The organism is Thalassobacter sp. HA4-2, assembly GCF_055693705.1.
In genome coordinates this window covers 2,193,826-2,218,556 of sequence record NZ_JBVFUK010000001.1, presented here as the reverse complement: position 1 = coordinate 2,218,556, position 24,731 = coordinate 2,193,826, and the positions used below count along the sequence as shown (strand labels likewise).

Genomic DNA, 24,731 nt, shown 5'->3' with positions numbered 1-24,731 from the left:
ATGGACGCCGCGCACATCCTTTCAAAACTGCGCCAGGATGAACCGCTTTACGAGGCGGAGGTCTTTTGGTTCGCCAATGCACTGGCCGATGGCACAGTGTCCGACGCCCAAGCGGGGGCCTTTGCCATGGGCGTCTGCGCGCGCGGGATGGGGCCAAAGGGCAGGGTACACCTGACCCGCGCGATGACCGAAAGCGGCGCAACACTGGACTGGAACCTACCCGGGCCCGTGCTGGACAAACACTCCACCGGCGGGGTGGGCGACCCGATCAGCCTGGCCCTTGCCCCGGCGCTTGTGGCCTGCGGGGCCTTCGTGCCCATGGTCTCTGGCCGCGGGCTGGGCCACACGGGCGGGACGCTGGACAAGTTGGAGGCGATCCCGGGTCTGACGACCCAGATGTCCACCGAACGCCTGCAACGCCAAGTCCTAGAGGTCGGCTGCGCCATCGTCGGCGCCAACGCACAAATCGCGCCGGCCGATGCGCGCCTTTACGCTGTGCGTGACGTGACCGGCACGGTGGAAAGCCTTGACCTGATCGTCGCCTCCATCCTGTCCAAAAAACTGGCCGAGGGGTTGGAGGGTTTGGTGCTGGACGTCAAAACAGGCTCCGGCGCGTTTATGGAAGATCCGGTGGCCGCGCGTGGATTGGCCGCCGCCTTGGTCGAGACGGCCCAAGGGGCTGGCTGCATGACCACTGCGCTGATCACCGACATGTCCCAACCCGCCGTGCCCGCCGCTGGCAACGCGGTCGAGGTGATCGAGGTCATGCGCCTGCTGACCAACGGGGCCGGCCCCCGGTTACATGCCCTTGTGACGGCCTTGGGCGGCGAGGCGCTGGCCTTGGGGGGCATGGCCGACGATGCGGAGGATGGCGCGGACCGGATTGCAGGCGCCCTGTCCGATGGCCGCGCCGCAGAGGTGTTCGGCCGCATGGTCGCGGCCCAGGGTGGACCGACGGATTTTCCCGAACGCTGGCGCGACCGTCTACCCTCGGCCCCCGTGATGCTGGAACTGCGCCCTGTGGAACCCGGTGTCGTGGCGCGGATCGACACCCGCGCCTTGGGCGAGGCTGTGGTCGATCTGGGCGGCGGCAGACGCGCGGCTGGTGACAAGATCCACCCGGGCGTGGGCCTGACCGGTCTTGCCGAACTGGGCCAGTCTGTGACAACGGACACGGTGCTGGCTTATATCCATGCCCGCAACGAGGACGAGGCGACCCGCGCCGCCGAGGCGGTCTATGCCGCCTATGACTTCTCGCCCAACCCGGTGACGCCCCCCGCCTTGATACAGGACCGCCTCGCATGACCCGCGCCTTTTTGATCGTTTTGGACAGCGCAGGCTGTGGCGGTGCACCGGATGCCGCGGATTTCGGGGACGCAGGTGCAAACACCCTTGGCCATATCGCACAGGCCTGTGCGGCGGGTCAGGCGGAGGAGGGGCGCAGCGGCCCCTTACACGTGCCCCACATGGCGGCGATGGGCATGGGGGCGGCCATCACACAAGCCTCCGGCCTTGTGACAGACCTGCCCGCACCGGCCCGGGACGCCGCATGGGGCAGCGCGACGGAGGTCTCCGTTGGCAAAGACACCCCCTCGGGCCATTGGGAGCTGGCGGGCCTGCCGGTGCCGTGGCCTTGGACGTATTTCACGCAACCGGAGAGTTCATTTCCCCAGGATATCCTCGATCAGGTCATGGCGCTCGCGGGGACAAACGGGGTGCTGGGCAATTGCCACGCCTCGGGCACCGAGATCATCGACCGGCTGGGCGCGGAGCATATGCGCAGTGGCTGGCCGATCTGCTATACCTCCGTGGACAGCGTGTTCCAGATCGCCGCCCATGAAGAGGTGTTCGGCCTAGACCGACTGCTAAAACTCTGCGCCGATCTCGCGCCGACCTTGCACGCCATGAAAGTGGGTCGCGTGATCGCACGCCCCTTTGTAGGGTGCGAGGCGCAGAGCTTTACCCGCAGCACCAACCGCAAGGACTTTGCCATCATGCCGCCCGGTCCCACCTTATGCGATTGGGTCCATGATGCGGGGGGCGCGTGCAGGCCATAGGCAAGATTGGGGATATCTTCTCGAGTCGCGGGATCGACAGTGTCACCAAGGGCAGCGACGCGACCCTGATGGGCCACCTTTTGGACGCCGCGCGCGATGCGCCTGACGGCTCTCTCACCTTTGCCAACTTCGTGGAATTTGACAGCGCCTATGGCCACCGCCGCGATGTGTCGGGCTATGCCCGGCACCTGGAATGGTTCGATGCGGCGCTGCCATCTGTGACCGCGCACTTGGGCGCGGGCGACCTTCTGATCCTGACCGCCGACCATGGCAATGATCCTACGTGGCGGGGCAAGGACCACACGCGCGAACGCGTGCCGGTGCTGGCCCATGGCACCCGGGCCCAGATTGGCGCGGTAGCCTTTGCGGACGTGGCCACCAGCATCGCCGCACACCTCGGGGTGCCCAGCACGGGCCCGGGAAGGAGCTTTCTATGATCGACATGCCCAAGGTCGAGCTGCATTTGCACCTTGAGGGCGCGGCCCCGCCCGCGTTTATCCGGGGGCTGGCGGCCGAGAAATACGTGGACCTGTCGGGCATTTTTGATGCGCAGGGGGGCTATGTCTTCAAGGACTTCTGGCAGTTCCTGAAGGTATACGAGGCCGCTACAGAAGTCCTGCAAACGCCGCAAGATTTTTACCGCCTGACCCGTGCAGTTCTAGAGGAAAGCGCCGCCCAAGGGGTGATCTACACCGAGGCCTTCCTCAGCCCCGATTTCTGTGGTGGGCGGGATGTACCGGCATGGCGTGAATACCTTGCCGCCATTGCCCAAGCCGCGACCGAGGCCAAGGCGGACAGCGGAATCGAGATGCGTGGGATCGTTACCTGTATCCGCCACTTAGGCCCGGAAAAGGCCCGCGAGACCGCCCTTTGCGCGGCGGAAACGGCCGGGGACTTCATTGCCGGATTTGGCATTGCGGGGGATGAGACGGCGGGCGCTCCGCGTGACTTCGCATGGTCCTTTGACTGCGCGCGAGAGGCCGGGCTGCGCTTGACGGCCCACGCCGGGGAATGGGGCGGACCGCAGTCCGTGCGCGATGCGGTCCATGACCTTGGCGTGGAACGGATCGGCCATGGGGTGCGCGCCATAGAGGACCCGGCCCTGATCGCGGACCTGATCGCCCGCGACATCGTGCTGGAGGTTTGCCCGGGGTCTAACGTCGTGCTGGGTGTCTATCCCGCCCTTGCCAGCCACCCTATTGAACGGTTGCGTGCCGCTGGTGTGAAGGTGACCGTGTCCACGGACGATCCGCCCTTCTTTCACACGACCATGACCGACGAATACCTAGCGCTTGACCACACTTTCGGCTGGGGGCAGGAGGGGCTGCGCGCCGTGACCCTGACCGCAGCCCGGGCCGCGTTTTGCGACCAGACAACCCGCGATGCCCTCATCGCGCAGATCGAAAGGTAATCCATGACCGACCATTTGACTGTGGTGAATCATCCCTTGGTCCAGCACAAGCTGACCCTGATGCGGGACGTAAACACCTCGACGGCGGTGTTTCGCCAATTGCTGCGCGAGATCAGTCAACTGCTCGCCTACGAGATCACTCGGGATCTGCCCACAACCACCAAGCGGATCGACACGCCCATGCAACCCATGGATGCGCCCGTTCTTGCCGGCAAAAAGCTGGCGCTGGTGTCGATCCTGCGCGCGGGCAATGGCTTGCTGGACGGGGTGCTGGAACTGATCCCCTCGGCGCGCGTGGGCTTTGTGGGCCTGTACCGTGACGAAGAGACCTTACAGCCCGTGCAGTACTATTTCAAAGCGCCCCAAGACCTGTCGGATCGGCTAGTGATCGCGGTTGATCCGATGCTGGCCACGGGCAACAGCTCTGTCGCGGCGATAGACTTGTTGAAACAGGCGGGGGCGACGAACCTACAGTTTCTGTGTCTGCTCGCCTCACCAGAGGGCATTGCGACCATGCAAAAAGCCCATCCAGATGTGCCTATTGTCACCGCTGCAGTAGACGAACGGCTGAACGACCATGGATATATTGTTCCCGGGCTAGGGGATGCGGGTGACCGCATGTTCGGTACAAAATAAGCCGTTTGTGACTTTACGCCTCGCAGTGGCAGGGGCTATGGTGCCCGTAATGGCAAGGGGACCTCGTATGGCATTTCGGCAGACACTATGGACAGGAATAGCGGCGCTGGCGTTGGGCGCTGTCATGACAGCTCCGGTGGAGGCGCAATCGCGCAGCCTTGCAAACAACGCAAGACCTGCCGAAACCCCTCCGGCCTCGTTCTCGGGGCGGCAATATGTGGACAGCAACGGTTGTGTTTTTCTACGCGCAGGCGTGGGCGGCAACGTAAACTGGGTGCCGCGGGTCAGCCGTGATCGCAAGTTGTTGTGCGGCTACGCCCCGACCAGAGTGGGCAGCGCCAGCAGTGGCACCCGCACAGCCGCCTCTGCACCCAGCACGGCGACCCCTGCTGGACCGGTGACTGTGGTGCAACCGGCCCGCACAACTCCAGTGGCGGCCGCGCCGCGCCGGACAGTAGCGCCCGCCCCGGTGATCGTGCCCCGCGCGACACGGACGCCCGTGACGGTACGACCTCGGGCCGTGGTGCCGACCCCTGTTATCCAGACGCAACCTTCCACCTTTTCCGGACAGCGCGGTACGGTTGGCTGTGGCGCGTCAGCCCTGTCTGCGCGCTACATCGATGGCTGTGGCGGGCGCCCGGGACGGGCGGTCCAACCGGTGGGTGTCCGCACCTCAACCGTTTCGATTGGCCCTTCGCAGACCAGAACGATCACGAACACTGTAGTCGACCGGACACCGGGCGGCGTCGTTACGGTTGTGAACCCGAACGCCCGCCCCGTAGCCGCTCAACCGGTGACGCGGACACAACGGCTGTTGCGCCGTGGGGACCACGGTGCAGGAACGGCCACAAATTGCCAAGGGGCCAGCGCCCTGTCCAACCGTTATCTCAGCGGCGATGGACGGTGCGGCCCACAGGCAGAGCAACCCTTTGATGGGACCGCCACGCGGTTTGACGCACGCACCAGCGGTGTGACCGTGGCTCCTCAGGGCTATCGTCAGGCATGGACGGACGGCCGAGGCAATCCTCTGCGCGGGCTGTCGCGCAATGGGGTTGCGGGCAACCAACAGCTATGGACGACAACGGTACCATTCCAGCTGGTCCGCTAAGGCACTTAGGCCTGACAGATGTTTTGCAGGGTCAGCCATTCGGCGTCTGTCAGGACGGGAGGGCTGGCTTGATTGGCAAAGGGGTCAGCCTCGATCAAGGTCAGGGTGCTGCTGCCCATAGGGTCCACGGCCCATGCGTAGGGGGCCGAACTCAGCTGCACTTGTCCGAACCATTCCAAAAGCATTTCTTGATTTAGAACAGGGCGCTCCGCGAGGATCATCTGTTCCACATGCCGCCGCAGCGTGGTTTGGTTGACCTCGCCCGTGGTGAGCAGGCGAAAGGTCTCGATAAAGCCAGCGCTGTCCAGATAGTCCCGCAGGGGATCGCTGAATTGCGCGCGCAGAAATTCGGTCAGGGCATAACCTGCTATAACCTCGGGGGTGTCGAACCCCTCGACCAAGACATCCGACAACACGATCACATTGCCCGGCAGATGCATGGCCAACTGCGGTGGATTGCGCAGCACCACGAGGTCGGAGCCGGTGTTGGGCAGAATGCGCTTGGTCAGGGTGTCAAGCACCTGGGCAGAGCGGGAGGACTGGCACGCAGGCCCGGTCAGCCGCGTCAGCTCGTCCAGCATGGACCGTCCGATCAGCGTGCGCTTGGCGTCCGGGATCACCCGCAATGTATGGTCGCGCAAGGCATTGGGGAACCAAAAAACCCCAAGAAAACCTATGGTGAGCGTGACAACACCAAGGGTCGCCCAACGCAGTCGACCCGGATGGGGCCGCGCGCGTTCGACCGCGTCAAGGATCTGATCCAACGCTTCGATCATGGTTGGATCGTCGATTTCAAGCTGCTCCGTCGCAGTGCGCCCGGGCGCAAAAATCGCGGGCGTTTCGGTCCCGTTCAAACGGCGCACGGCGGGCAGGGACCAATGAGACAGGGCCTGTCCGGTGATATCCGAGATAACGATGGAATTGTCACCGATGGCGACGAATGCCTCGATCCGTTGCGCATCCTCTTCGGCGCGCCAAAGGCCCGTGGTTTCGATCTTTGCGATGCCTTTGAGTGCCGTCACTGCCCGGGCCCTCTTGTTGTTAACCTGAGAGTAGCATTTCGCATAACACCGGACAAGCGTGGCGGTGGAGAGGGTAGTGTGGGGTATTTTTGACCCAATGAAACCCAGGCGGTGGCGCGTTAAGGTTAACGTCGGCAACGGGGGGCGAGAGCCGATTATTTGAAGCGTTGACGCAGCTCGAACTTCTGGATCTTACCGGTGGAGGTTTTGGGCAATTCGCAGAAGGTCACGGACTTGGGCGCCTTGAACCCGGCCAGAGTTTCGCGGGCGAAGGCGATCAGGTCGGCCTCTGTCACCTCGGCCCCCTCTTTCAGCTCCACAAAGGCTGCAGGCACCTCGCCCCATTTGGCATCCGGCTTGGCCACCACGGCGCAGAGCGACACGGCGGGGTGGTGCATCAGCACGCCCTCCACCTCAACGCTGGAGATGTTCTCACCGCCCGAGATGATGATGTCCTTGGCCCGATCCGCGATCTGCACATAGCCGTCGGCGTGTTGCACGGCGATGTCACCGGAATGGAACCAGCCCCCGGCAAAGGCCTCGGCCGTAGCTTCGGGGTTTTTATAGTAGCCTTTCATCACCGAATTGCCCCGGATCAGGATCTCACCTTGGGTGGTCGCGTCACGGGGCACGGGCGTGCCGTCCTCGCCTGCCACGGCGATCCCTTCCATCATCGGGAAGGCGACCCCTTGGCGGGCCTTGATGGCGGCGCGTTCGGATTGGGGTAGGTCGTCCCACTGATCGCCCTGCCAGACACATTCGGTGACATGGCCGTAGGTTTCGGTCAGCCCGTAGACTTGGGTGACATGAAAGCCCAGTTTCTCGATAGCCGCGAGTGTGGCAGCGGCGGGGGTGCGCCTGCAGTGAACACCTCAACCGTGTGGTCAAAGGGTTTGCGGTCGGCGTCCGTTGCGTTGACCAGCATGTTCAGGACGATGGGCGCCCCGCCGAAGTTTGTAACGCCTTCGTCGGCAATGGCGTCATAGATTGCCTTGGCAGTGATATCGCGGCAGCAAAAGACTGTACCCCCCAGTAAGGGCATCATCCACGTGTGGCACCAGCCGTTGCAATGGAACAGGGGCACGATGGTCAGGAATCTCGGGTGCAGGGTCATGCGCCATGAGATCACGGTGCCCATGGTCATCAGGTACGCGCCCCGGTGGTGGTAGACCACGCCCTTGGGGCGCCCCGTGGTGCCGGAGGTATAGTTGAGCGCAAGGCTCTCCCATTCGTCTGTTGGCATGTGCCATGGGGCCTGCGCATCGCCAGAGGCCAGCAGAGCCTCATAGGTCGGATGGCGACCTGTGGCCGGATGGCCTGCGTGGTCATCGGGCACCTCGATGATTTGGGGCGCGGTGTCGAGCGTGGCGCAGGCGGCCTCGGCCAAGGGGATCAGGGCACTGTCGACCAGCACGATTTTCGCACCACCGTGGTCGAAGATGTAGGCTACCGTGCCCTCATCCAGCCGCGTGTTGATGGTGTTCAGCACCGCGCCGCTGGCGGGTACGCCAAAGTGCGCCTCGGCCATGGCGGGGATGTTGGGCAACAGGGTGGCGACCACGTCTCCGGGGCGGATGCCGCGGGCGGTCAGGGCGCTGGCCAGTTGTGACACGCGGTCGTGGTAGTCTGCGTAGGTCAAGCGGGTGGGGCCGTAGACCAACGCCTCACGGTGGGGCCAGACCTGGGCGGCGCGGGCCAGATGGGACAGGGGCGTCAGGGGCACATGGTTGGCGCCACATTTGTCCAAGCCCGTCTCGTCTTGCATCCAGCCCATGATACTCTCCCTGCTTGCGGCCCGCTGCGACATTATGGCAGGGGTTAACGCGTTATATCCCCCCCGACGGAAATGGAAAGACACGATGGACAACAGACCCCTTGCCAGCGCGGGCGTGATCCTGATGGCCATGGCCGTGATCGGATATATCGACCAATACGTGCAGGTGATTGCCGAGACCTCGTCTTTGTGGACGTTCCACGTGTTGCGCACCGCGATGATCTGGGGGCTGGTGGCGGTGTTTTTGATGGTGTCTGGGCGGCGGCTGGCGGTGGTCAGTTGGTCCGGGCTGGCAGGAAGGTCCGCGATCATGTCCACGGCGATGATCATTTACTTTGGGGCCTTGGGCTTTTTGCCCGTTGCGCAGGTGGCAGCCGGGCTTTTCACGGCACCGATCTGGATTTTGATCTTTTCGGTGGCTTTTTTTGGCTTGGCCATCGGGGTGTGGCGCATTGCTGCGGTGGGTCTGGGGTTTGTGGGCATCCTGCTGGTGCTGTCGCCGGATCCCAGCGACCTGTCGGTGCTGGTCTTCGCGCCCGTGCTGGCCGGGGCGTTCTATGCCGTGGCGGCCATCGCCACGCGGGAGTGGTGCGGGTCCGAGGGCGCATTGGAGTTGTCGCTGGGGGTGTTCACCGCCATGGCCCTTTGGGGGATGGTGGGCGGGGTCGTCATGGGGGGCGGCGACGATTTCCTGACGCGCGGGTTTGTGTGGCCTGTGTGGGACGTGTGGTTCTGGACCTTTGTGCAGGCGGCGGGGTCGCTGGTGGCGGTGGTGTTGCTCACGCGCGGCTATCAACTGGCCGAGGCTTCCTATGCCAGCGTGTTTGAGTATTCGGTTCTTGCCTTCTCGGCTCTGTTTGGCTGGCTGGTCTGGGGGCAGGTGCTGGGCCTGTGGGGCTATTTCGGTTTACTGCTGATCGGGGCGGCGGGGTCGATCATCGCCCTGCGCAGTCGGGCATGATTATCTCGCGCGGCCGGGGTTTTGTCTTTGTGCATATCCCAAAGACCGGGGGTACGGCCATGGCATTGGCGCTGGAGGCGCGGGCCAAGGCGGATGACATCCTGATCGGGGACACGCCCAAGGCGCAGCGGCGCAAGGGGCGTCTACGCGGGCTGGAGGTGCCGGGACGATTGTGGAAGCACAGCACCTTGGCCGATGTGGCCCCCTTGGTGCCGCCGGGCGCGTTGGTGTTTACGTTGGTGCGCAACCCGTGGGACCGCGTGGTCAGCTATTACCATTGGCTGCGCGGACAGGGGTTTGACCACCCGGCGGTGGGCCGCGCCAAGGCGCTGTCTTTCCCGGATTTCGTGATGGACCCGTTGATCGGAAGGGCGCTGCGTCTGAACCCCTATGCCAGCTATGTGACGGGTGCAGAGGCCCCGGTGTTCGTGCGGTTGGAGCACTACGCTGCCGATATAGCCCCGGTCGAGGCGCATCTTGGTTTCGCCCTGCCACTGGTGCGCGCCAACGTCAGCGACCGATTGCGGGACTGGCGCGGGTATTATGACGAACGTACCCGGGCGCGTGTGGCTGAGGTCTGCGCGCAGGACATCGCCCAGTTTGGTTATGGGTTTGACGACGCATCCCCGGGCGGGGCGGTGGGATAAATCCCACCCTACCGTTTGGCGTAGATCGTGTAGTTCAGATTTTGCCCATAGTTCGGGCGCTGTATCACCAGCTGGTTGGCGCGGATGAACACGGTTTGGCACTCGGTTCCTTGGTCTACAGGGCCAATGATCAGGCGGCGGCACAGCTGCCCATCGCGCCAGACCCACCCGCCGCGCAGGGTGTTGCGGTCCAGCTGTCCGGTGAGCGATCCGTTGGGCCCAAGCTCCACCCGGCCGCCAAACTCATCCACCAGGACATAGCCCACGACAAAGTCGCGAAAGGCGCGTTCGGATTGGATGCGGGTGAAATCGAGCGCCTGCACAGGCAGGGCGATTGCCGCAAGAACGGCGGCAGTTATCAGGGTCTTCATGGCGGCAGCCTTTTTCAACAGGTGAGCGAAGATAGGCCCATAACCCGCTGATTCGCAAAGAAAAGGGGCGGCAACACACTGCGACCCCCGATAAGGTGCTAACCAATAGGCTGCCTACTAGATCTAGGCCGCCTTGGGTGTTTTGCCGAACCGACCGTAGAAGGTCTGGTTCCGGTCCGCCATCTCGCGCAGCAGGGCGGGCACGGTGAAACGATCGCCGTATGTGGCGGCCAAGTCTTCGCAGGTTTCGGCGGCCCAAGGGGTGCCGACCATGTCCAGCCACGACAGTGGGCCACCGGACCACGGCGCAAAACCCCAGCCCAGGATCGCGCCCACGTCACCCTCGCGGATATCCATCAAGACGCCTTCTTCCAGGGCGCGCACGGCCTCTAGGACTTGGGCGAACAGCAGACGGTTTTGCACCGTGTGCAGGTCGGGCTGATCCTTGGCCACTGGGAACTTGTCGGCCAGACCGGACCACAGCAACCCACGTTTGCCCTTGGCGTCGTAGTCGTAGAAGCCGGCGTTCGACTTGCGGCCCAAGCGTCCCTCGTCCGCCATCCAGAAGATCACATCGTCCACCGCCCCATCGGGGTAGGCGTCACCCATGGCGGCGCGGGTGGCCTTGGCGATCTTTACGCCCAGGTCGATGGATGTCTCGTCCACCAATTGCAGCGGCCCCAAGGGCATGCCCAGCAGCTTGGCTGCGTTTTCCACCAGCGCGGGTTCCACCCCCTCGGCCACCATGCGGATGCCTTCGTTGATGTAGGGGATGATGCAGCGGTTGGCGTAGAAGAACCGCGCGTCGTTCACCACGATGGGGGTCTTGCGGATTTGGCGCACGAAGTCGAGCGCCTTGGCCACGGCCCGGTCGCCGGTGTCTGCGCCGCGAATGATCTCCACCAGCATCATTTTTTCCACCGGGCTGAAGAAGTGGATGCCGATGAATTGTTCCGCGTTGCCCGATGCCTTGGCCAGCTCGCCGATAGGCAGGGTCGAAGTGTTGGTGGCAAAGATCGCGTCCGGGCCCGCGGCGGCCTCGGCCTTTTGGGTCACTTCGGCCTTGACGGCAGGGTCCTCGAACACGGCCTCGACGATCAGATCAACGCCTGCAAGGGCCGCGTAGTCCGTGGTGGCGGTGATGGCGCCCAGGACCTTGTCTTTCTTGGCGGCGTCGATCTTCTTGCGCGCGATGCCCTTGTCCAGATAGGCCTCGGTGTAGGCTTTGCCCTTGTCTGCGGCCTCTTGAGCCGCGTCGATCAGCACGACCTCGATGCCGGCCATGGCCGACACCAGCGCGATGCCAGCCCCCATCATGCCCGCGCCCAAAACGCCGACCTTCTTGACGGATTGATCGGGCACGTCGGGACGCACGGCACCTTTTTCCAGCGCTTCCTTGTTGATGAACAGGCTGCGGATCATGTTGCCGGAGCTGGGGTTCAGCAGCACATTGGTGAACCACCGCGCCTCGATCTGCAGGGCGGTGTCAAAGGGCACCAGCGCCCCTTCGTAGACCGCCGACAGCAGGGCCTTTGCCGCAGGATAGACACCTTGGGTCTTGCCGTTGACCATGGCCGATGCGCCCACAAAGGTCATGAAGCCTGCCGGATGGTAGGGCGCGCCGCCGGGCATCTTGTAGCCCTTGGCGTCCCAGGGTTTGGTGATGTCGGCGTCCGTGGCGGTCTTGACCCATTCCTTGGCGGAGGCCAGCGGGTCGTCCACCACCTCGTCGATCAGGCCTGCGGCCTTGGCCTTTTTGGGGTCCGACAGCTTGCCTTCCAACAGGAAGGGCGATGCGGCCATGGCCCCCATCTTGCGCACCAGCCGCGTGGTGCCGCCCATACCCGGAAAGATGCCGACCATGATTTCGGGCAGGCCAATCTTGGCCTTTGGATTGTCGGCGCAGAACGTCCGGTGACAGGCCAGCGGGATTTCCAGCCCGATGCCAAGGGCCGTGCCGGGCAGGGCACAGGCGATGGGCTTGCCACCCTTCAGCGTCTTTGGATCCTGGCCCGCGCGTTCGATCTTGCGCAGGATACCGTGGGACCGCATCAGCCCGTCCATCAGGCCTTGGGCGGGGTCGTCGCCCGCAGCCTCTTTCATCTTGGCGATGACGTTCAGGTCCATGCCGCCTGCAAAGGACCCCGGTTTGCCGGACGTTATTACAGCGCCCTTGATGGTGTCGTCGGACAGCACCTGATCGATGCAGGCGTCCAGCTCGTCCCAGCCTTCAAGAGAGAGGACGTTCATCGATTTGCCTGGCACGTCCCAAGTGATCGTGGCGATGCCGTCCGCGTCGGTGGAGAGTGTAAAGTCAGTCATTGGAAATCTCCGTTATACGCGTTCAAGAATCGTGGCGGCACCCATGCCGGAGGCCACGCAAAGGGTGGCAAGGCCGGTCTCGCGGTCACTGCGCTCCATCTCGTCCAGCAGTGTGCCGATGATGATGGCCCCCGTGGCCCCCAAGGGGTGGCCCATAGCGATGGAGCCGCCGTTGACGTTGACCAATGCGGGGTCCACGTCGAAGGCCTGCTGGAACCGAAGCACGACCGAGGCAAAGGCCTCGTTCACCTCGAACAGGTCGATGTCGCTGATGGCCATGCCGCTGGATTTCAGGATGTGCTCGGTCACGGGCACGGGGCCGGTCAGCATGATGGTGGGGTCCAGACCGATCTTGGCGGTGGCCTTGATGCGGGCGCGGGGCGTCAGGCCGAATTGTTCACCGAACTCTTTGGAGCCGATCAACACGCCTGCAGACCCGTCCACGATCCCGCTGGAGTTGCCCGCGTGGTGGATGTGGTTGATCCGTTCCAAGTGCGGGTACTTCATCAGCGCGACCTTGTCGAAGCCGGGCATGACCTCGCCCATGGCTTGGAACGCGGGGTTAAGTTTGGCCAGGTCGTCCATGCCGGTGCCGGGGCGGATGTATTCGTCGCGGTCCAGAATGGTCAGACCGTTGATGTCCGTCACAGGCACGATGGATTTGTCGAACCGGTTGTCGGCCCATGCGGCCGCCGCGCGACGTTGGGATTCGACGGCCAGCGCATCGGCGTCGTCGCGGCTGAAGCCGTACTCCGTGGCGATGATGTCGGCGCTGATCCCTTGGGGGACGAAATACTGGTCCATGGCGATGGAGGGGTCGACCGCGATGGCCGCCCCGTCGCTGCCCATGGCCACGCGGGACATCATTTCGACGCCCCCCGCGATGTAGGCGTGGCCTGCGCCGCCCTTCACTTGGTTAGCGGCCAGATTCACGGACTCCATGCCCGATGCACAGAAACGGTTGATCGACAGACCCGGGATGCGTTCATCAAGGTCCGAGGCCAGCACCGCCGTGCGGGCCAGACAGCCGCCCTGTTCCATGACTTGGGTGGCGTTGCCCCAGATCACATCTTCTACCGCGTGGCCCTCGAGGCCATTGCGGGATTTCAGGGCGTTCAGCACGCCGGATGACAGGCGCGCGGCGGTGACCTCGTGCAAGGATCCGTCCTTGCGGCCCTTACCGCGCGGGGTGCGGATGGCGTCGTAGATATAGGCGTCGGTCATGGTTGGTTTCCGTTCTGTGAAGTTTTCAGCGCTCTGACACGTTCGGCAATGCAGTCGAGATCGGTTGCAATTTGTTCCGCATCCGAAAGCTGCATAGACCCAATCAGGTCTTCATAATTCTGACCCGGTTCAGGGGTCACGCGGTGTCTTAATCTGTCGATTTCCAACCCCAAATCGGTCCCGCTCAACCCGACATATGCACTGCTATGAATTGCACTTGGGAAGTGTGTCAGGGCTTCGCAAAGGCGCGCCGGCAACGCGTCATACCCAAGGGTCAACGCGTGCTGAGCACGAGCGGCGTTTTCTTGAAGGTATCCTAGTGACATGGCCATCTCCTTTTTGCTGCCATGCCCAATTGAACCATGGCCCTTCCTTGGTTCCTATGCACGCAGGTTCTGGCCATCAGCCTTGAACCCCACCCAACGTCGGCGCTGGCATCAGGTCATAGGGGTGTTGCCAGCCCGGGGTCTCTTCGATCCGGGTCAGCCATGCGTCGATGTGGGGCCAGTCGGTGCGGACAAAGCCGAAAGGTTCGGGGTAGAAAAGGTAGCCGCAACAGGCGGTGTCCGCGATGGTCAGGCTGTCGCCCACCATCCAATCACGTCCGTCCAAATGGTTGTTCAGGGTGGCATAGGCAGATTTCAGGCGGCCCTGCATGAAGGCGATGACCTCTGCGGGGCGTTTGTCCTCGGGCAGGAAGTTCATCAAAAAGCGCGTCATACCCGCTTGAGAGGACAACTTATGATTGTCCCAGAGAATCCAACGCAGGACCTCTCGACGCGCTTCGGGGTGGCACCGCCCAGCTTGCCGGACAGATGCACCACATAGTCCTGGATCGCGCCCGACTGGGTCACGGTGTAGTCGTGGTCCGTGTCCACAAGCACAGGGGCCTCGCCCATGGGATTGATCGCGCGGAACGCCTCGGACCTTGTTTCGCCGCCGAAAAAGTCCACGGGCACGGCCTGCCATTCCAGCCCTGAGAGTTCCAAGGACAGCGCGGCCTTGTAGGCATTTCCGCTTTCACCGAAGCAATAAAGTTTCAACATTTCGACCTCGTGGCGCTTTTATCGCGCGTTTTCCCTGTTTCGTTTACCATTCGTTAACCCCGGGCAGGTCAATCTTGGGTTGTGGGCTGGGTGGGAGCATCCGGACCGCACATGGAGAAGCCACCCCAAGGGCGACGGTAACCCCACTTACCGGTTGGCCTTGGGGTGCGCTTGCACCGCACGCCCCCTAACCCTCGTGCTTTCGACCCGCCGCCAGCAAGCCCTGAAAGGCGCGCAGGCGGTGGGGCAGGGTGTCTTCGTTCAACAGACCGTCGAGGTTTTCGAAGACGAAACTTAACGCCTCGCCTTCGGACAACCCCGCCTCTTCCGCAAAGCGGCGCAGCCGACGGTAGCCCTTGTCGGTCATGGCCGCAGGAAAGCGGCGGGTCAGTTGAACACGCGGGGCCATCCTAGAAGTTGGCGGCCTTGGGGGTCATGATCGTGTCCGCCCCCGACTGGATGCGCGACAGGTGGAGGGCGGTGGCGGGCAAGTGACGGGCGGCGTAGTAGCGGGCGGTGTTCAACTTGGTCTCGTAGAACTCCGCATCCGTTGTGCCGCTGTCCAGCGCCACAAGGGCCGCCTTCGCCATCTTGGCCCACATCAAGCCGAGGCAGACGTGCCCCATCATGTGCATGAAGTCGTAAGACCCGGCCAGCGCGTGATTGGGGTTCTTCATCCCGTTCTGCATGAAATACATGGACGCCGCTTGCAGATCCTTGGACGCAGCCTTCAGCGGGTCGATGTAGAGGGCCATATCCGCGTCGCCGTGATCCTTGCAGAAGGTCTTGATCATCTCGAAGAAGGCCATGACATGTTTGCCGCCGTCTTGCGCCAGCTTGCGGCCCACAAGGTCCAACGCCTGCACGCCATTGGCCCCTTCGTAGATCATGGCGATGCGGGCGTCGCGGGCAAATTGGGACATGCCCCATTCCTCGATATAGCCGTGTCCGCCATAGACCTGTTGGGCTTGGATGGTCATCTCGTAGCCCTTGTCGGTCAGGAACCCCTTGATCACCGGGGTCATCAGCGAGATCAGGCCGTCTGCCTCCTTGTCGCTATTGCGGTGGGCGCGGTCGATCAGGTTGGCCCCCCAGAAGGCAAAGGCGCGCGCCCCTTCGACAAAGGATTTCTGGTCCATCAGGTTGCGGCGGATGTCAGGGTGCACGATCAGGGGATCGGCAGGCCCATCAGGTTTTTCACGCCGGTCACGTCGCGGCCCTGCAGCCGGTCGATGGCATAGGCCAGCGCGTTCTGGTAGGCGATCTCGCCTTGGGCATAGCCTTGCAGGCCCACACCGATCCGCGCCTCGTTCATCATGGTGAACATGGCGCGCATGCCCTTGTGTTCCTCGCCCAGCAGATAGCCGGTGGCCCCGTCATAGTTCATCACGCAAGTGGAGTTGCCGTGGATGCCCATCTTCTCTTCGATCTTGCCCACGGACAGGTCGTTACGTGCGCCAAGGCTGCCGTCTTCGTTCACAAGGAACTTGGGCACGATGAACAGCGACACGCCCTTGATCCCCTCGGGGCCGCCGACGATCTTGCCCAGCACAAGGTGGATGATGTTGTCGGACATGTCGTGTTCACCAGCCGAGATGAAGATCTTTTGCCCGGTGATCCGGTAGCTGCCGTCGTCCTGTGGCTCGGCCTTGGTGCGCATCAGTCCCAGATCGGTGCCGCAGTGCGGTTCGGTCAGGTTCATGGTGCCGGTCCAGTCGCAGGTGACCATCTTCGGCAGATAGGTCTGTTTCTGCTGGTCGGTGCCATGGGCGTGGATCGCGGAATAGGCCCCGTGGGTCAGGCCAGGATACATATTGAATGCCATGTTCGACGCCGACATGATTTCACCTACGGCGGTGTTCATCAGGTAAGGCAGTCCTTGGCCGCCATATTCAGGGTCGCAATCCAGGGCGGTCCAGCCACCCTCGCGCATCTGGTCAAACGCCTCTTTGAACCCTTTTGGCGTGCGCACCACACCGTTCTCCAGAACGCAGCCATCCCGGTCGCCCACTGCGTTCAGCGGGTGCAGCACCTCGGAGGCCAGCTTCCCGGCCTCTTCCAACACGGCAGAGGTGAAATCCGGATCCATTTCCTCGTAACCGGGGATATTTTGTTCCGAGGCGTTCAGGACCTCGTGCAGGACGAATTGCATGTCTTTGGTGGGGGCGGTGTAGGTGGGCATTGCGCTCTCCGTTCAGGTCAGCTGGCAGTTTTCTGGTGCAGGGAGGCGATCATCTTTTCGCCCCACCGCAGTTGGCTCTCAAGCTCCGAGATGGCCTCGGTCAGCTCGTCGCGTTGTGCAATCATCCGGTCCAACCGTTCGCGCCCGATATCGACCGTGCGGGCCAATTGGGTAAACTGGCCGTCGCCCAGATCGTACAGGTCCAACAGTTGGCGGATGTCTTCGAGGGAAAATCCGAACCGCTTGCCGCGCAGGATCAGTTTCAGCCGGGCACGATCGCGTTTGGTAAACAGGCGTTTCTGTCCCTCGCGGATCGGAAACAGCAATTCCTTTGCTTCGTAAAAGCGCAAGGTCCGCGCTGTCACGTCAAAGGCATCACACATTTCGCGGATCGTCATCACGTCGGTTTTACTCTCACTCATTTCACGTACCTTCACTGTGCTGCTGGGCAACAGGTGCAGGCCGTTCCTACAGCCTACAAGTGTGCTTGACGTTAACGTAAGTATGACGTGGCGTCAGATCAAAGTTGACGTAAGGATCGTTCGCGTAAACTTGAGCGCGCGCAATTTCCGAATGCAGTCAAAGCGCTTTCAATTGCGAGAGGGGCCGTGAATCGGTCAGCTTGGCATGTCGCTGGCGACCTGATCGCGCAGGGTTTGCAGGTCCGATATCGCCTCGTCCATCTCGCGGCGTTTCTCATGCAACTCGGCCAGTTGCGCGTCCGCCAGTTCGATCCAGCGCTGCATCTGGGTGCGTCCCTCGGGGTCGGCGTCATACAGCTCCAGCCACTGGCGGATGTCCTCAAGAGCAAAGCCGAACTTGCGCCCCCGCAGAATCAGGGTCATGCGCGCAATCTCGCGCGGGCCATAGAACCGGGATCGGCCCTCTTTTTCGGGGGCCAGCAGTTCAATGTATTCATAGTGGCGCAAGGTACGCGGGGTCACATCGAACCGCGCGCACATATCCTTGAACGTCAACCTGTCGGTCATTTCACTCTCCCTCGTTCCCCATCACAGCTTTTCATATGGTGCGGGCGCTGTCACCCCTTGCGCGCGCGGGGACCTTGGGCGCAGATAGGCCATGACGTTAGACCCGGATAAAAAGGCGCAACTGGCGCGCCAATTCATCGAGGCGCTGCCCCACTGCAAGGCGCTGTCCATGCGGATGGACGACATTGGCGAGGGCAGGGCGGTTCTGTCCATGCCCTATGATGAGCGGCTGGTGGGCGACCCCAAGACCGGCGTGATCCACGGCGGCGCGGTGTCGGCCCTGATGGACACCAGCGGCGGGGCGGCCGTGATGTCTCACCCCGATGCGCCCGCGGGCACGGCCACCATTGATCTGCGCATCGACTACATGCGCGCCGCCACCCCGGGTCAGCGGATCACGGCCCGCGCCCATTGCCACCATATCACCCGGTCCGTGGCCTTTGTCCGGGCCGAGGCCTTCGACGAGGAGGGCGGCGGCCCCGTGGCCGTGGCAAATGGTGCCTTCACCGTGGAGCGGAAACGATGAAGCGCCCGGAACCTGTGCAAGTCGTCAAGCAACGGCGCGATGCGGCGCTGGCGGCCTTGGTCGAAGGTGTGCCCTACATTCAGTTCATGGGCATAGGGTTCGAGCGGCGCGGGGACGAGCTGACTGCGACCCTGCATTATGACGATATGCTGATCGGAAACCCTCTGCTGCCCGCAATCCACGGCGGCGTGACGGCGGCCTTTCTGGAGGTCACGGCGATCATCACCCTGTCCTGGGCCATGATCTGGGACGATCTGGAGGCCGGGCGCCTGACCGAACTGACACCCGAGACCTTGCCGCGCCTGCCCAAGACCATCGACTTCACCGTGGACTACCTGCGCGCGGGCTTGCCGCGCGATGCCTATGCGCGCGCACGGATCAACCGCTCTGGCCGGCGCTACGCCAGCGTCCATGTGGAAGGCTGGCAGGACAACCGCGACCGACTGTTCGCCCAAGGCACCGGGCATTTCCTGATGCCCCCGCGCGAGGCTGCGCGTGACAGCTAGCGCCCGGTCCATCGGGGCCATTACGCATAGACGCGTGCTGGCGGTGTCCCTGCCGATTGTGTTGTCCAATGCAACTGTGCCGATCCTGGGTGCGGTAGACACGGCCGTTGTGGGGCAAATCGCGGACCCCGCGCCCTTGGCCGCCGTGGCCGCCGGGTCTGTCGCGCTGACGGCGATCTACTGGATTTTCGGATTTCTGCGCATGGGCACCGCCGGGCTGACGGCGCAAGCCTCGGGGGCTGATGATGGGGCCGAGGTCGGCGCGCTGCTGATGCGCGCGCTGATGATCGGGCTGGGGGCAGGGGCCGTATTCATCGCGGGCCAAGTCCTGCTGTTCGCCGCGATCTTCTCCGTCTCTCCGGCAAGTGCGCAGGTCGAGGGGTTGGCCCGCGACTACATGGCCATCCGCATCTGGTCCGCCCCCGCCACGATCGCCATGTACGGGGTCACGGGCTGGCTGATAGGGCAAGAAAGGACCCGGGGCGTTCTGGCGATCCAACTGTGGATGAACGGGCTGAACGTGGTGCTGAACCTTTGGTTCGTGCTGGGGCTGGGCTGGGGGGTGCAGGGGGTGGCGACGGCCAGCTTCATTGCGGAATGGTCGGGGCTGGCCCTGGGCCTGTGGCTGGCGCGCGCGGCGTTCCGGTTGCCCGGTTGGGCGGATCCCACACGCCTGTTCGACCGGGCGCGCCTGCGCACCATGGCGCTGGTAAACACGGACATCATGATCCGGTCCGTTCTGTTGCAGATCGCGTTCACGTCCTTCGTGCTGGTCTATTCCGCCGACCAAGGGACCGTGGCACTGGCCGCCAACCAGATCCTTTTGCAGTTTCTGTATATCACCGCCTACGCCATGGACGGCTTCGCCTTTTCCGCCGAGGCGCTGGTGGGCAAGGCCTTTGGCGCCCGGGACCGCAAGACCCTGCGCCGCGCGGCGGTGATGACGGCGTTCTGGGGTGGGGTGACGGTGGTGACCCTGTCCCTGGCCTTTGCCCTTGGCGGCCCATGGTTGATCGAGGTGATGACCAAAGCGCCCGAAGTGCAATCCAAGGCCGCCCAGTACCTGCCTTGGATGATCGCCGCCCCGATCCTTGGCTGGGCGTCGTGGATGCTGGATGGGATCTTCATCGGGGCCACGCGCACCCGCGATATGCGCAATATGATGCTGGTGTCCTTTGGGGTCTATCTGGCAGCGGTCTACGGATTGGCGGGCTTTGGCAACCACGGGCTTTGGGCGGCACTGATGATCTTTTTCGTGGCGCGCGGGGTGACACTGGCGGCGCGCTATCCAGCCCTTGAACGCGCTGCGGCGTAAAAAGTTCACAAGTGCGAACAGACCGCGAACATAGGCTTTTCCTTTTCGTGTGCCCGCGCTAGGCTTGCCCCCATGATGGATTTTGACGACTCTGACGCCTTTGCTGCTGCTTCCTCCCTGTCGCAACGGGCCATGGCCGCGCGGCCCATGCCCTACCTTGACGGGCTGAACCCCGAACAGGCGCGGGCGGTGGAAACGCTGGACGGACCGGTGCTGATGCTGGCGGGGGCAGGCACGGGCAAGACCCGGGCCCTGACCGCGCGCATTGCGCATCTGCTGGCCACGCAGCGCGCCCGGCCCAACGAGATTCTGGCAGTGACGTTTACCAACAAGGCCGCCCGGGAAATGAAGGACCGCGTCGCGGGGCTGATGGGCCATTCGGTCGAAGGGATGCCGTGGCTGGGCACGTTCCATGCGATCTGCGTGAAACTGCTGCGCCGCCATGCGGAACTGATCCAAGGCCCCGGCGGGCACCTGAAATCCAACTTCACCATCCTGGATACCGACGACCAGATCCGGCTGCTTAAACAGCTGATCATTGCCGAGGGGATCGACGAAAAGCGTTGGCCCCCGCGCATGTTGTCGGGGATCCTGGATCAGTGGAAAAACCGCGCCTGGCGACCCAACCAGGTGCCCGTGGCCGAGGCCAGCGCCTTTGATGGCAAGGGTGTCAAGCTGTACCAGGCTTATCAGGACCGCCTGCTGACCCTGAACGCCTGCGACTTTGGCGACCTTCTGCTGCATGTCGTACACATCTTTCAGACCCACGACGACGTGCTGGACCAGTACCGCCGCTGGTTCCGCTACATCCTTGTGGACGAATACCAAGACACCAACGTTGCGCAGTACCTGTGGCTGCGTCTGTTGGCCGGTGGGCACCGCAACATCTGTTGCGTGGGTGATGATGACCAGTCGATCTACGGTTGGCGCGGGGCCGAGGTGGGCAACATCCTGCGGTTCGAAAAGGACTTCGAGGGTGCGGCGGTGATCCGGCTGGAACAGAACTACCGCTCTACGCCCCATATCCTTGGGGCTGCGTCCGGTGTGATCGCGGGAAACAAGGGGCGGCTGGGCAAGACCTTGTGGACCGACCGGGCCGAGGGCGAGAAAGTCCGCCTGATCGGCCACTGGGACGGCGAAGAAGAGGCCCGCTGGATCGGGGAGGAGGCGGAGGCGATGCTGCAAGGCACCCGCGGTGGCACCCCCCACACGCTAAACGAGATGGCGATCCTTGTGCGGGCGTCTCACCAGATGCGCGCCTTTGAGGATCGGTTCCTGACCATCGGTCTGCCCTACCGCGTGGTGGGCGGGCCTCGGTTCTACGAACGCCTCGAAATCCGCGACGCCATGGCCTACTTCCGCCTGGTGGTCACGCCCGAGGACGACTTGGCGTTCGAGCGGATCGTGAACACCCCGAAGCGCGGCTTGGGCGACAAGGCCCAGCAAAAGATCCAGATGATGGCCCGGTCCAACGGCGTCAGCCTGCTGGAAGGGGCGCGCCTGATCGTGGCCACCAAGGGCATCGGTGGCAAGGGCGGATCCGAACTGGCCAAGTTTGTGGCCGGCATGGACCGCTGGCGCGCCGAACTGCTGGCGGGCCGCAGTCATATCGAACTGGCCGAAGTGATCTTGGAGGAGTCGGGCTATACCGACCACTGGCTCAATGACAAAACCCCCGAGGCGCCGGGGCGGCTGGACAACCTCAAGGAACTTGTGAAGGCGTTGGAGGGGTTCGAGAACCTGCAAGGTTTCCTCGAACACGTCAGCCTTGTGATGGACAACACGCAAGACGCCGAGGACGACAAGATCACCCTCATGACCCTGCACGCGGCCAAGGGCCTTGAATTTCCGGTGGTGTTCCTGCCCGGCTGGGAAGACGGATTGTTCCCCAGCCAGCGATCCATGGACGAGAGCGGCGTGAAGGGGTTGGAGGAAGAACGCCGACTGGCCTACGTTGGCATCACCCGCGCCGAAGAGGTTTGCACCATCAGCTTTGCCGCCAACCGGCGGGTCTACGGCCAGTGGCAATCAGCCATGCCGTCGCGGTTTATCGACGAGCTGCCCGAAGAGCATGTCGACGTCCTGACGCCGCCGGGCCTGTACGGCGGCGGGTTCGGGGCTGCGGGCATGGCGGCGGCGCAACAGCGGGCCATGTCGGGGGGCGTGGAATCGGACCTGCAGGAAAAGGCCACCAAGGCGGATGTCTACAACTCCCCCGGTTGGCGACGCTTGCAGGGCAACGCGGCCCGCAGGCCCATGTCCCAGCCCAAGGAAACCCGCAACATGGTGATCGATGCCGAGGCCGTCAGCGCCTTTACGATCGGCGACCGCGTGTTCCACACCAAGTTCGGCTACGGCGCTGTCATTGCGCTGGAGGGGGACAAGTTGGAAGTCGAGTTTGACAAGGCCGGGGCCAAGAAGCTGGTGGGCAAATTCCTTGTGCCCGCCGAGCAAGCGGGCGACGTGCCGTTTTAAACAAATCAAGGTTTGAAAAAGAAACGGCGACCCATGGGAGGATGGGCCGCCGTTCTTATTATGCGATCTCCTCAAAGGGAGGAGGAGAGGAGATCAGCTTGGCCCCAAGGAAGGAGGAGGGCCAAAGGGTGCAGCGGGTTAAAAGGGAGGAGGAAAACCCAGCTGCCTATCAGTCGCCCCAAGGGAGGAGGGGGCGATCCGAATTCTGATTAGCCCTGGTAGGGGCCGTAAACGCTTTCGCGAGCGATGCCGCGGATTTGACCTGGATGAATGTTCAGGTCGGCCAGTTCCCGAATGCTGAGCGATTGCAGCTCGGACACTGTTTTGCGATACATGCGCCATTTGGCGAAGTCTGCCTTGGCGGTTTCGAAGATCGATGTGATCCGCGCGGAAAGCCCATATTGGGCCGCAGTGGTATGGTTGTAAGCCATCTGATTAACCCTTTTCGTAAGTGCCGCGTCCTTGCGGCGTTTCGTTGTGATCGAAAATAGAGAAATGCTGCGTTCGCACAATGGACACATGGGAATTGCTGCTATGCAGCATTTGCATGGGTCCGGGTCTTGAAATGTTTGCGGTAACGGCACAGGCGCGGGGGCTTTGCCCTTGTCATGGGTCTTGGTGCGCGCCACCTACTGCGTGAACCCAAATCTATCGGAGCGTGCCATGTCTGTGACCAAAGAAACCGTGATGGAGGCCTTGACCACCTTGGGGCTGCCCGATGGGGGCACCGTGGCTTCGCGCGACATGGTGCGCGCCTTGGTGGTGGATGGGGGCGCGGTGCGTTTTGTCCTGGAGGTCGAGGATCCAGAGGCTGCCAAACGTATGGAGGGCGTGCGTCGCGCTGCCGAAGGGGCAGTCGCCGCGATCCCCGGTGTGACGTCCGTGCAGGTCGCCATGACCGCTCACGGCCCTGCCAAGCCCGCCCCGAAAGAGCCTGCGCCGAGCCTGAAGATTGGCGGCCACCCCAAACCCCAAGCCGGTCCCGAACAGGTCACCGGCGTCAAACACGTGCTGGCCATCGGCTCGGGCAAGGGCGGTGTCGGCAAATCCACGGTGTCGTCAAACCTCGCCGTGGCCTTGGCCAAACAGGGCCGTAAGGTGGGCTTGCTGGACGCTGACATTTACGGCCCCAGCCAGCCGCGCATGATGGGAGTCAGCAAGCGACCCTCCAGCCCCGATGGAAAAAAGATCATCCCCCTGCAGGCCCACGGCGTCACGATGATGTCCATCGGGCTGATGATGGACCCGGACAAGGCCGTGATCTGGCGCGGTCCGATGTTGATGGGGGCGCTGCAACAGATGCTGGGCCAGGTCGAGTGGGGGGCGTTGGATGTGCTGCTGATCGACCTGCCGCCGGGTACCGGCGATGTGCAGCTGACCCTGTGCACCAAAACCGTCGTTTCCGGCGCGATTGTGGTGTCCACCCCGCAGGACGTCGCCCTGCTGGACGCGCGCAAGGCGCTGGACATGTTCCGCACCCTGAACACGCCCGTTCTGGGATTGGTCGAAAACATGGCCGCCTTCATCTGTCCAGAGTGTGGTCACACGGCGCATCCTTTCGGCCAAGGCGGGGTCGAGAAGGAGGCTGCAACTTTGGGCCTGCCCTTCCTTGGAGCCTTGCCGCTGGATCTTGAGACCCGGATCGCCGGGGACGGGGGTACGCCGATTGCGGCGGGCGAGGGCCCTGTGGCCGATGCCTTTGCCCAGCTGGCGCGCCGTTTGGTGGCCGGCGGCATGGCCTAGATCCACTTTGGGAATACATGGTCTGTGCCCGGGATTTCATGGAGTCCCGGGCCTTTTTTGTGCCTGCCTCATTCTTGCCCAAATCATAGTGATATTTATGGCACAGGGGGCGGGAGCATTAACCACAAGATGTTGTGCCATTGATTGTAGCTGGCGCGATTTGTGGGCCAACTGCGGCGCAGCGCTTTGCCCGGAATTCCCAAACTCAGAAAATGGGTCGTATTCCCATATAATCCCTTGTCAGGTCGCGCGTTCCCATGTCACAAAGTCTATGCAGAACGGGAACAAAACGCGGCGCAGATCGCAGAACTCCAAATAGGCAGTTTCATACAGGCATCCCCGCTCTGAAAGATCCGACGCGCAGCGAGCAGACATCCCCCCAGGTGGCAGCGCTGTTGGACAGACCCAGTGATGGG

At 63.1% G+C, this 24,731-nt stretch carries 20 protein-coding genes and 4 pseudogenes; 12 read left to right on the top strand and 12 right to left on the bottom strand.

Features of this window, described 5'->3' with window-relative positions; all coding sequences use genetic code 11:
- From ACZ1G0_RS11055 to ACZ1G0_RS11035, 5 genes and pseudogenes are all read left to right on the top strand, one after another.
- On the top strand, nucleotides 1–1,305 hold the full coding sequence (locus ACZ1G0_RS11055) for a thymidine phosphorylase (protein ID WP_472736986.1): 1,305 nt from the start codon (nucleotides 1–3) through the stop codon (nucleotides 1,303–1,305).
- Nucleotides 1,302–2,494, top strand: a pseudogene (locus ACZ1G0_RS11050) (phosphopentomutase). Before ACZ1G0_RS11055 ends, ACZ1G0_RS11050 begins: the two are co-directional and overlap by 4 nt.
- A complete protein-coding gene (locus ACZ1G0_RS11045; protein WP_472736985.1) occupies nucleotides 2,491–3,468 on the top strand; it encodes an adenosine deaminase in 978 nt (325 codons plus the stop codon). Before ACZ1G0_RS11050 ends, ACZ1G0_RS11045 begins: the two are co-directional and overlap by 4 nt.
- 3 nt (nucleotides 3,469–3,471) lie before the next feature.
- On the top strand, nucleotides 3,472–4,104 hold the full coding sequence (upp, locus tag ACZ1G0_RS11040) for a uracil phosphoribosyltransferase (RefSeq protein WP_472736984.1): 633 nt from the start codon (nucleotides 3,472–3,474) through the stop codon (nucleotides 4,102–4,104).
- Between the two features lie 67 nt (nucleotides 4,105–4,171).
- A complete protein-coding gene (locus ACZ1G0_RS11035) occupies nucleotides 4,172–5,212 on the top strand; it encodes a hypothetical protein (protein ID WP_472736983.1) in 1,041 nt (346 codons plus the stop codon).
- 5 nt (nucleotides 5,213–5,217) lie between these two features.
- On the opposite strand, the gene ACZ1G0_RS11030 is transcribed toward ACZ1G0_RS11035, so the two are convergent.
- The gene (locus ACZ1G0_RS11030; RefSeq protein WP_472736982.1) at nucleotides 5,218–6,234 is read right to left on the bottom strand and encodes a hypothetical protein; all 1,017 of its coding nucleotides are present in this window, start codon (nucleotides 6,232–6,234) and stop codon (nucleotides 5,218–5,220) included.
- A 155-nt stretch (nucleotides 6,235–6,389) separates the two neighbouring features.
- Nucleotides 6,390–8,008: pseudogene (locus tag ACZ1G0_RS11025) on the bottom strand (AMP-binding protein).
- 85 nt (nucleotides 8,009–8,093) lie between these two features.
- Between ACZ1G0_RS11025 and ACZ1G0_RS11020 the strand changes: the two are divergent.
- Nucleotides 8,094–8,969, top strand: a complete 876-nt coding sequence (locus ACZ1G0_RS11020) for a DMT family transporter (protein WP_472736981.1) — start codon at nucleotides 8,094–8,096, stop codon at nucleotides 8,967–8,969.
- Nucleotides 8,966–9,616, top strand: a complete 651-nt coding sequence (locus ACZ1G0_RS11015; protein WP_472736980.1) for a sulfotransferase family protein — start codon at nucleotides 8,966–8,968, stop codon at nucleotides 9,614–9,616. The genes ACZ1G0_RS11020 and ACZ1G0_RS11015 overlap by 4 nt, the downstream gene beginning before the upstream one ends.
- Before the next feature lie 8 nt (nucleotides 9,617–9,624).
- On the opposite strand, the gene ACZ1G0_RS11010 is transcribed toward ACZ1G0_RS11015, so the two are convergent.
- The 9 genes and pseudogenes from ACZ1G0_RS11010 to ACZ1G0_RS10970 all read right to left on the bottom strand — a co-directional run bounded on the left by ACZ1G0_RS11010 (nucleotide 9,625) and on the right by ACZ1G0_RS10970 (nucleotide 17,750).
- Nucleotides 9,625–9,987, bottom strand: a complete 363-nt coding sequence (locus ACZ1G0_RS11010) for a hypothetical protein (RefSeq protein WP_472736979.1) — start codon at nucleotides 9,985–9,987, stop codon at nucleotides 9,625–9,627.
- Nucleotides 9,988–10,110: 123 nt separating this feature from the next.
- A complete protein-coding gene (locus ACZ1G0_RS11005; protein ID WP_472736978.1) occupies nucleotides 10,111–12,309 on the bottom strand; it encodes a 3-hydroxyacyl-CoA dehydrogenase NAD-binding domain-containing protein in 2,199 nt (732 codons plus the stop codon).
- A gap of 12 nt (nucleotides 12,310–12,321) precedes the next feature.
- Nucleotides 12,322–13,533 carry an acetyl-CoA C-acetyltransferase gene (locus ACZ1G0_RS11000; protein ID WP_472736977.1) on the bottom strand — a complete coding sequence of 404 codons (1,212 nt, stop codon included), beginning with the start codon at nucleotides 13,531–13,533 and terminating at the stop codon, nucleotides 12,322–12,324.
- Nucleotides 13,530–13,859, bottom strand: coding sequence for a hypothetical protein (locus ACZ1G0_RS10995; protein ID WP_472736976.1), 330 nt, complete (start codon nucleotides 13,857–13,859; stop codon nucleotides 13,530–13,532). Before ACZ1G0_RS10995 ends, ACZ1G0_RS11000 begins: the two co-directional genes overlap by 4 nt.
- A 76-nt stretch (nucleotides 13,860–13,935) precedes the next feature.
- Nucleotides 13,936–14,579, bottom strand: a pseudogene (locus ACZ1G0_RS10990) (glutathione S-transferase family protein).
- A 187-nt stretch (nucleotides 14,580–14,766) separates the two neighbouring features.
- The gene (locus ACZ1G0_RS10985) at nucleotides 14,767–14,988 is read right to left on the bottom strand and encodes a hypothetical protein (RefSeq protein WP_472736975.1); all 222 of its coding nucleotides are present in this window, start codon (nucleotides 14,986–14,988) and stop codon (nucleotides 14,767–14,769) included.
- A 1-nt stretch (nucleotide 14,989) separates the two neighbouring features.
- A pseudogene (locus tag ACZ1G0_RS10980) lies at nucleotides 14,990–16,761 on the bottom strand (acyl-CoA dehydrogenase C-terminal domain-containing protein).
- 17 nt (nucleotides 16,762–16,778) lie between these two features.
- Nucleotides 16,779–17,183 (bottom strand): MerR family transcriptional regulator, encoded by a 405-nt coding sequence (locus tag ACZ1G0_RS10975; protein ID WP_472736974.1) that lies wholly within the window; start codon nucleotides 17,181–17,183, stop codon nucleotides 16,779–16,781.
- A gap of 195 nt (nucleotides 17,184–17,378) precedes the next feature.
- Nucleotides 17,379–17,750, bottom strand: coding sequence for a MerR family transcriptional regulator (locus ACZ1G0_RS10970; protein ID WP_472736973.1), 372 nt, complete (start codon nucleotides 17,748–17,750; stop codon nucleotides 17,379–17,381).
- A 91-nt stretch (nucleotides 17,751–17,841) separates the two neighbouring features.
- Here ACZ1G0_RS10970 and ACZ1G0_RS10965 point away from each other — a divergent pair, with 91 nt between their 5' ends.
- From ACZ1G0_RS10965 to ACZ1G0_RS10950, 4 genes are all read left to right on the top strand, one after another.
- Nucleotides 17,842–18,276 (top strand): PaaI family thioesterase, encoded by a 435-nt coding sequence (locus ACZ1G0_RS10965; protein WP_472736972.1) that lies wholly within the window; start codon nucleotides 17,842–17,844, stop codon nucleotides 18,274–18,276.
- A complete protein-coding gene (locus tag ACZ1G0_RS10960; RefSeq protein WP_472736971.1) occupies nucleotides 18,273–18,782 on the top strand; it encodes a PaaI family thioesterase in 510 nt (169 codons plus the stop codon). The genes ACZ1G0_RS10965 and ACZ1G0_RS10960 overlap by 4 nt, the downstream gene beginning before the upstream one ends.
- A complete protein-coding gene (locus ACZ1G0_RS10955) occupies nucleotides 18,772–20,097 on the top strand; it encodes an MATE family efflux transporter (protein WP_472736970.1) in 1,326 nt (441 codons plus the stop codon). The genes ACZ1G0_RS10960 and ACZ1G0_RS10955 overlap by 11 nt, the downstream gene beginning before the upstream one ends.
- Before the next feature lie 72 nt (nucleotides 20,098–20,169).
- On the top strand, nucleotides 20,170–22,572 hold the full coding sequence (locus tag ACZ1G0_RS10950; RefSeq protein WP_472736969.1) for an ATP-dependent helicase: 2,403 nt from the start codon (nucleotides 20,170–20,172) through the stop codon (nucleotides 22,570–22,572).
- Nucleotides 22,573–22,781: 209 nt separating this feature from the next.
- Here ACZ1G0_RS10950 and ACZ1G0_RS10945 read toward each other — a convergent pair whose 3' ends face one another.
- Nucleotides 22,782–23,201, bottom strand: coding sequence for a DUF1127 domain-containing protein (locus tag ACZ1G0_RS10945; protein WP_472736968.1), 420 nt, complete (start codon nucleotides 23,199–23,201; stop codon nucleotides 22,782–22,784).
- Between the two features lie 34 nt (nucleotides 23,202–23,235).
- Between ACZ1G0_RS10945 and ACZ1G0_RS10940 the strand changes: the two genes are divergently transcribed.
- On the top strand, nucleotides 23,236–24,315 hold the full coding sequence (locus ACZ1G0_RS10940; protein ID WP_472736967.1) for an Mrp/NBP35 family ATP-binding protein: 1,080 nt from the start codon (nucleotides 23,236–23,238) through the stop codon (nucleotides 24,313–24,315).
- The last annotated feature ends 416 nt before the right edge of the window (nucleotides 24,316–24,731 follow it).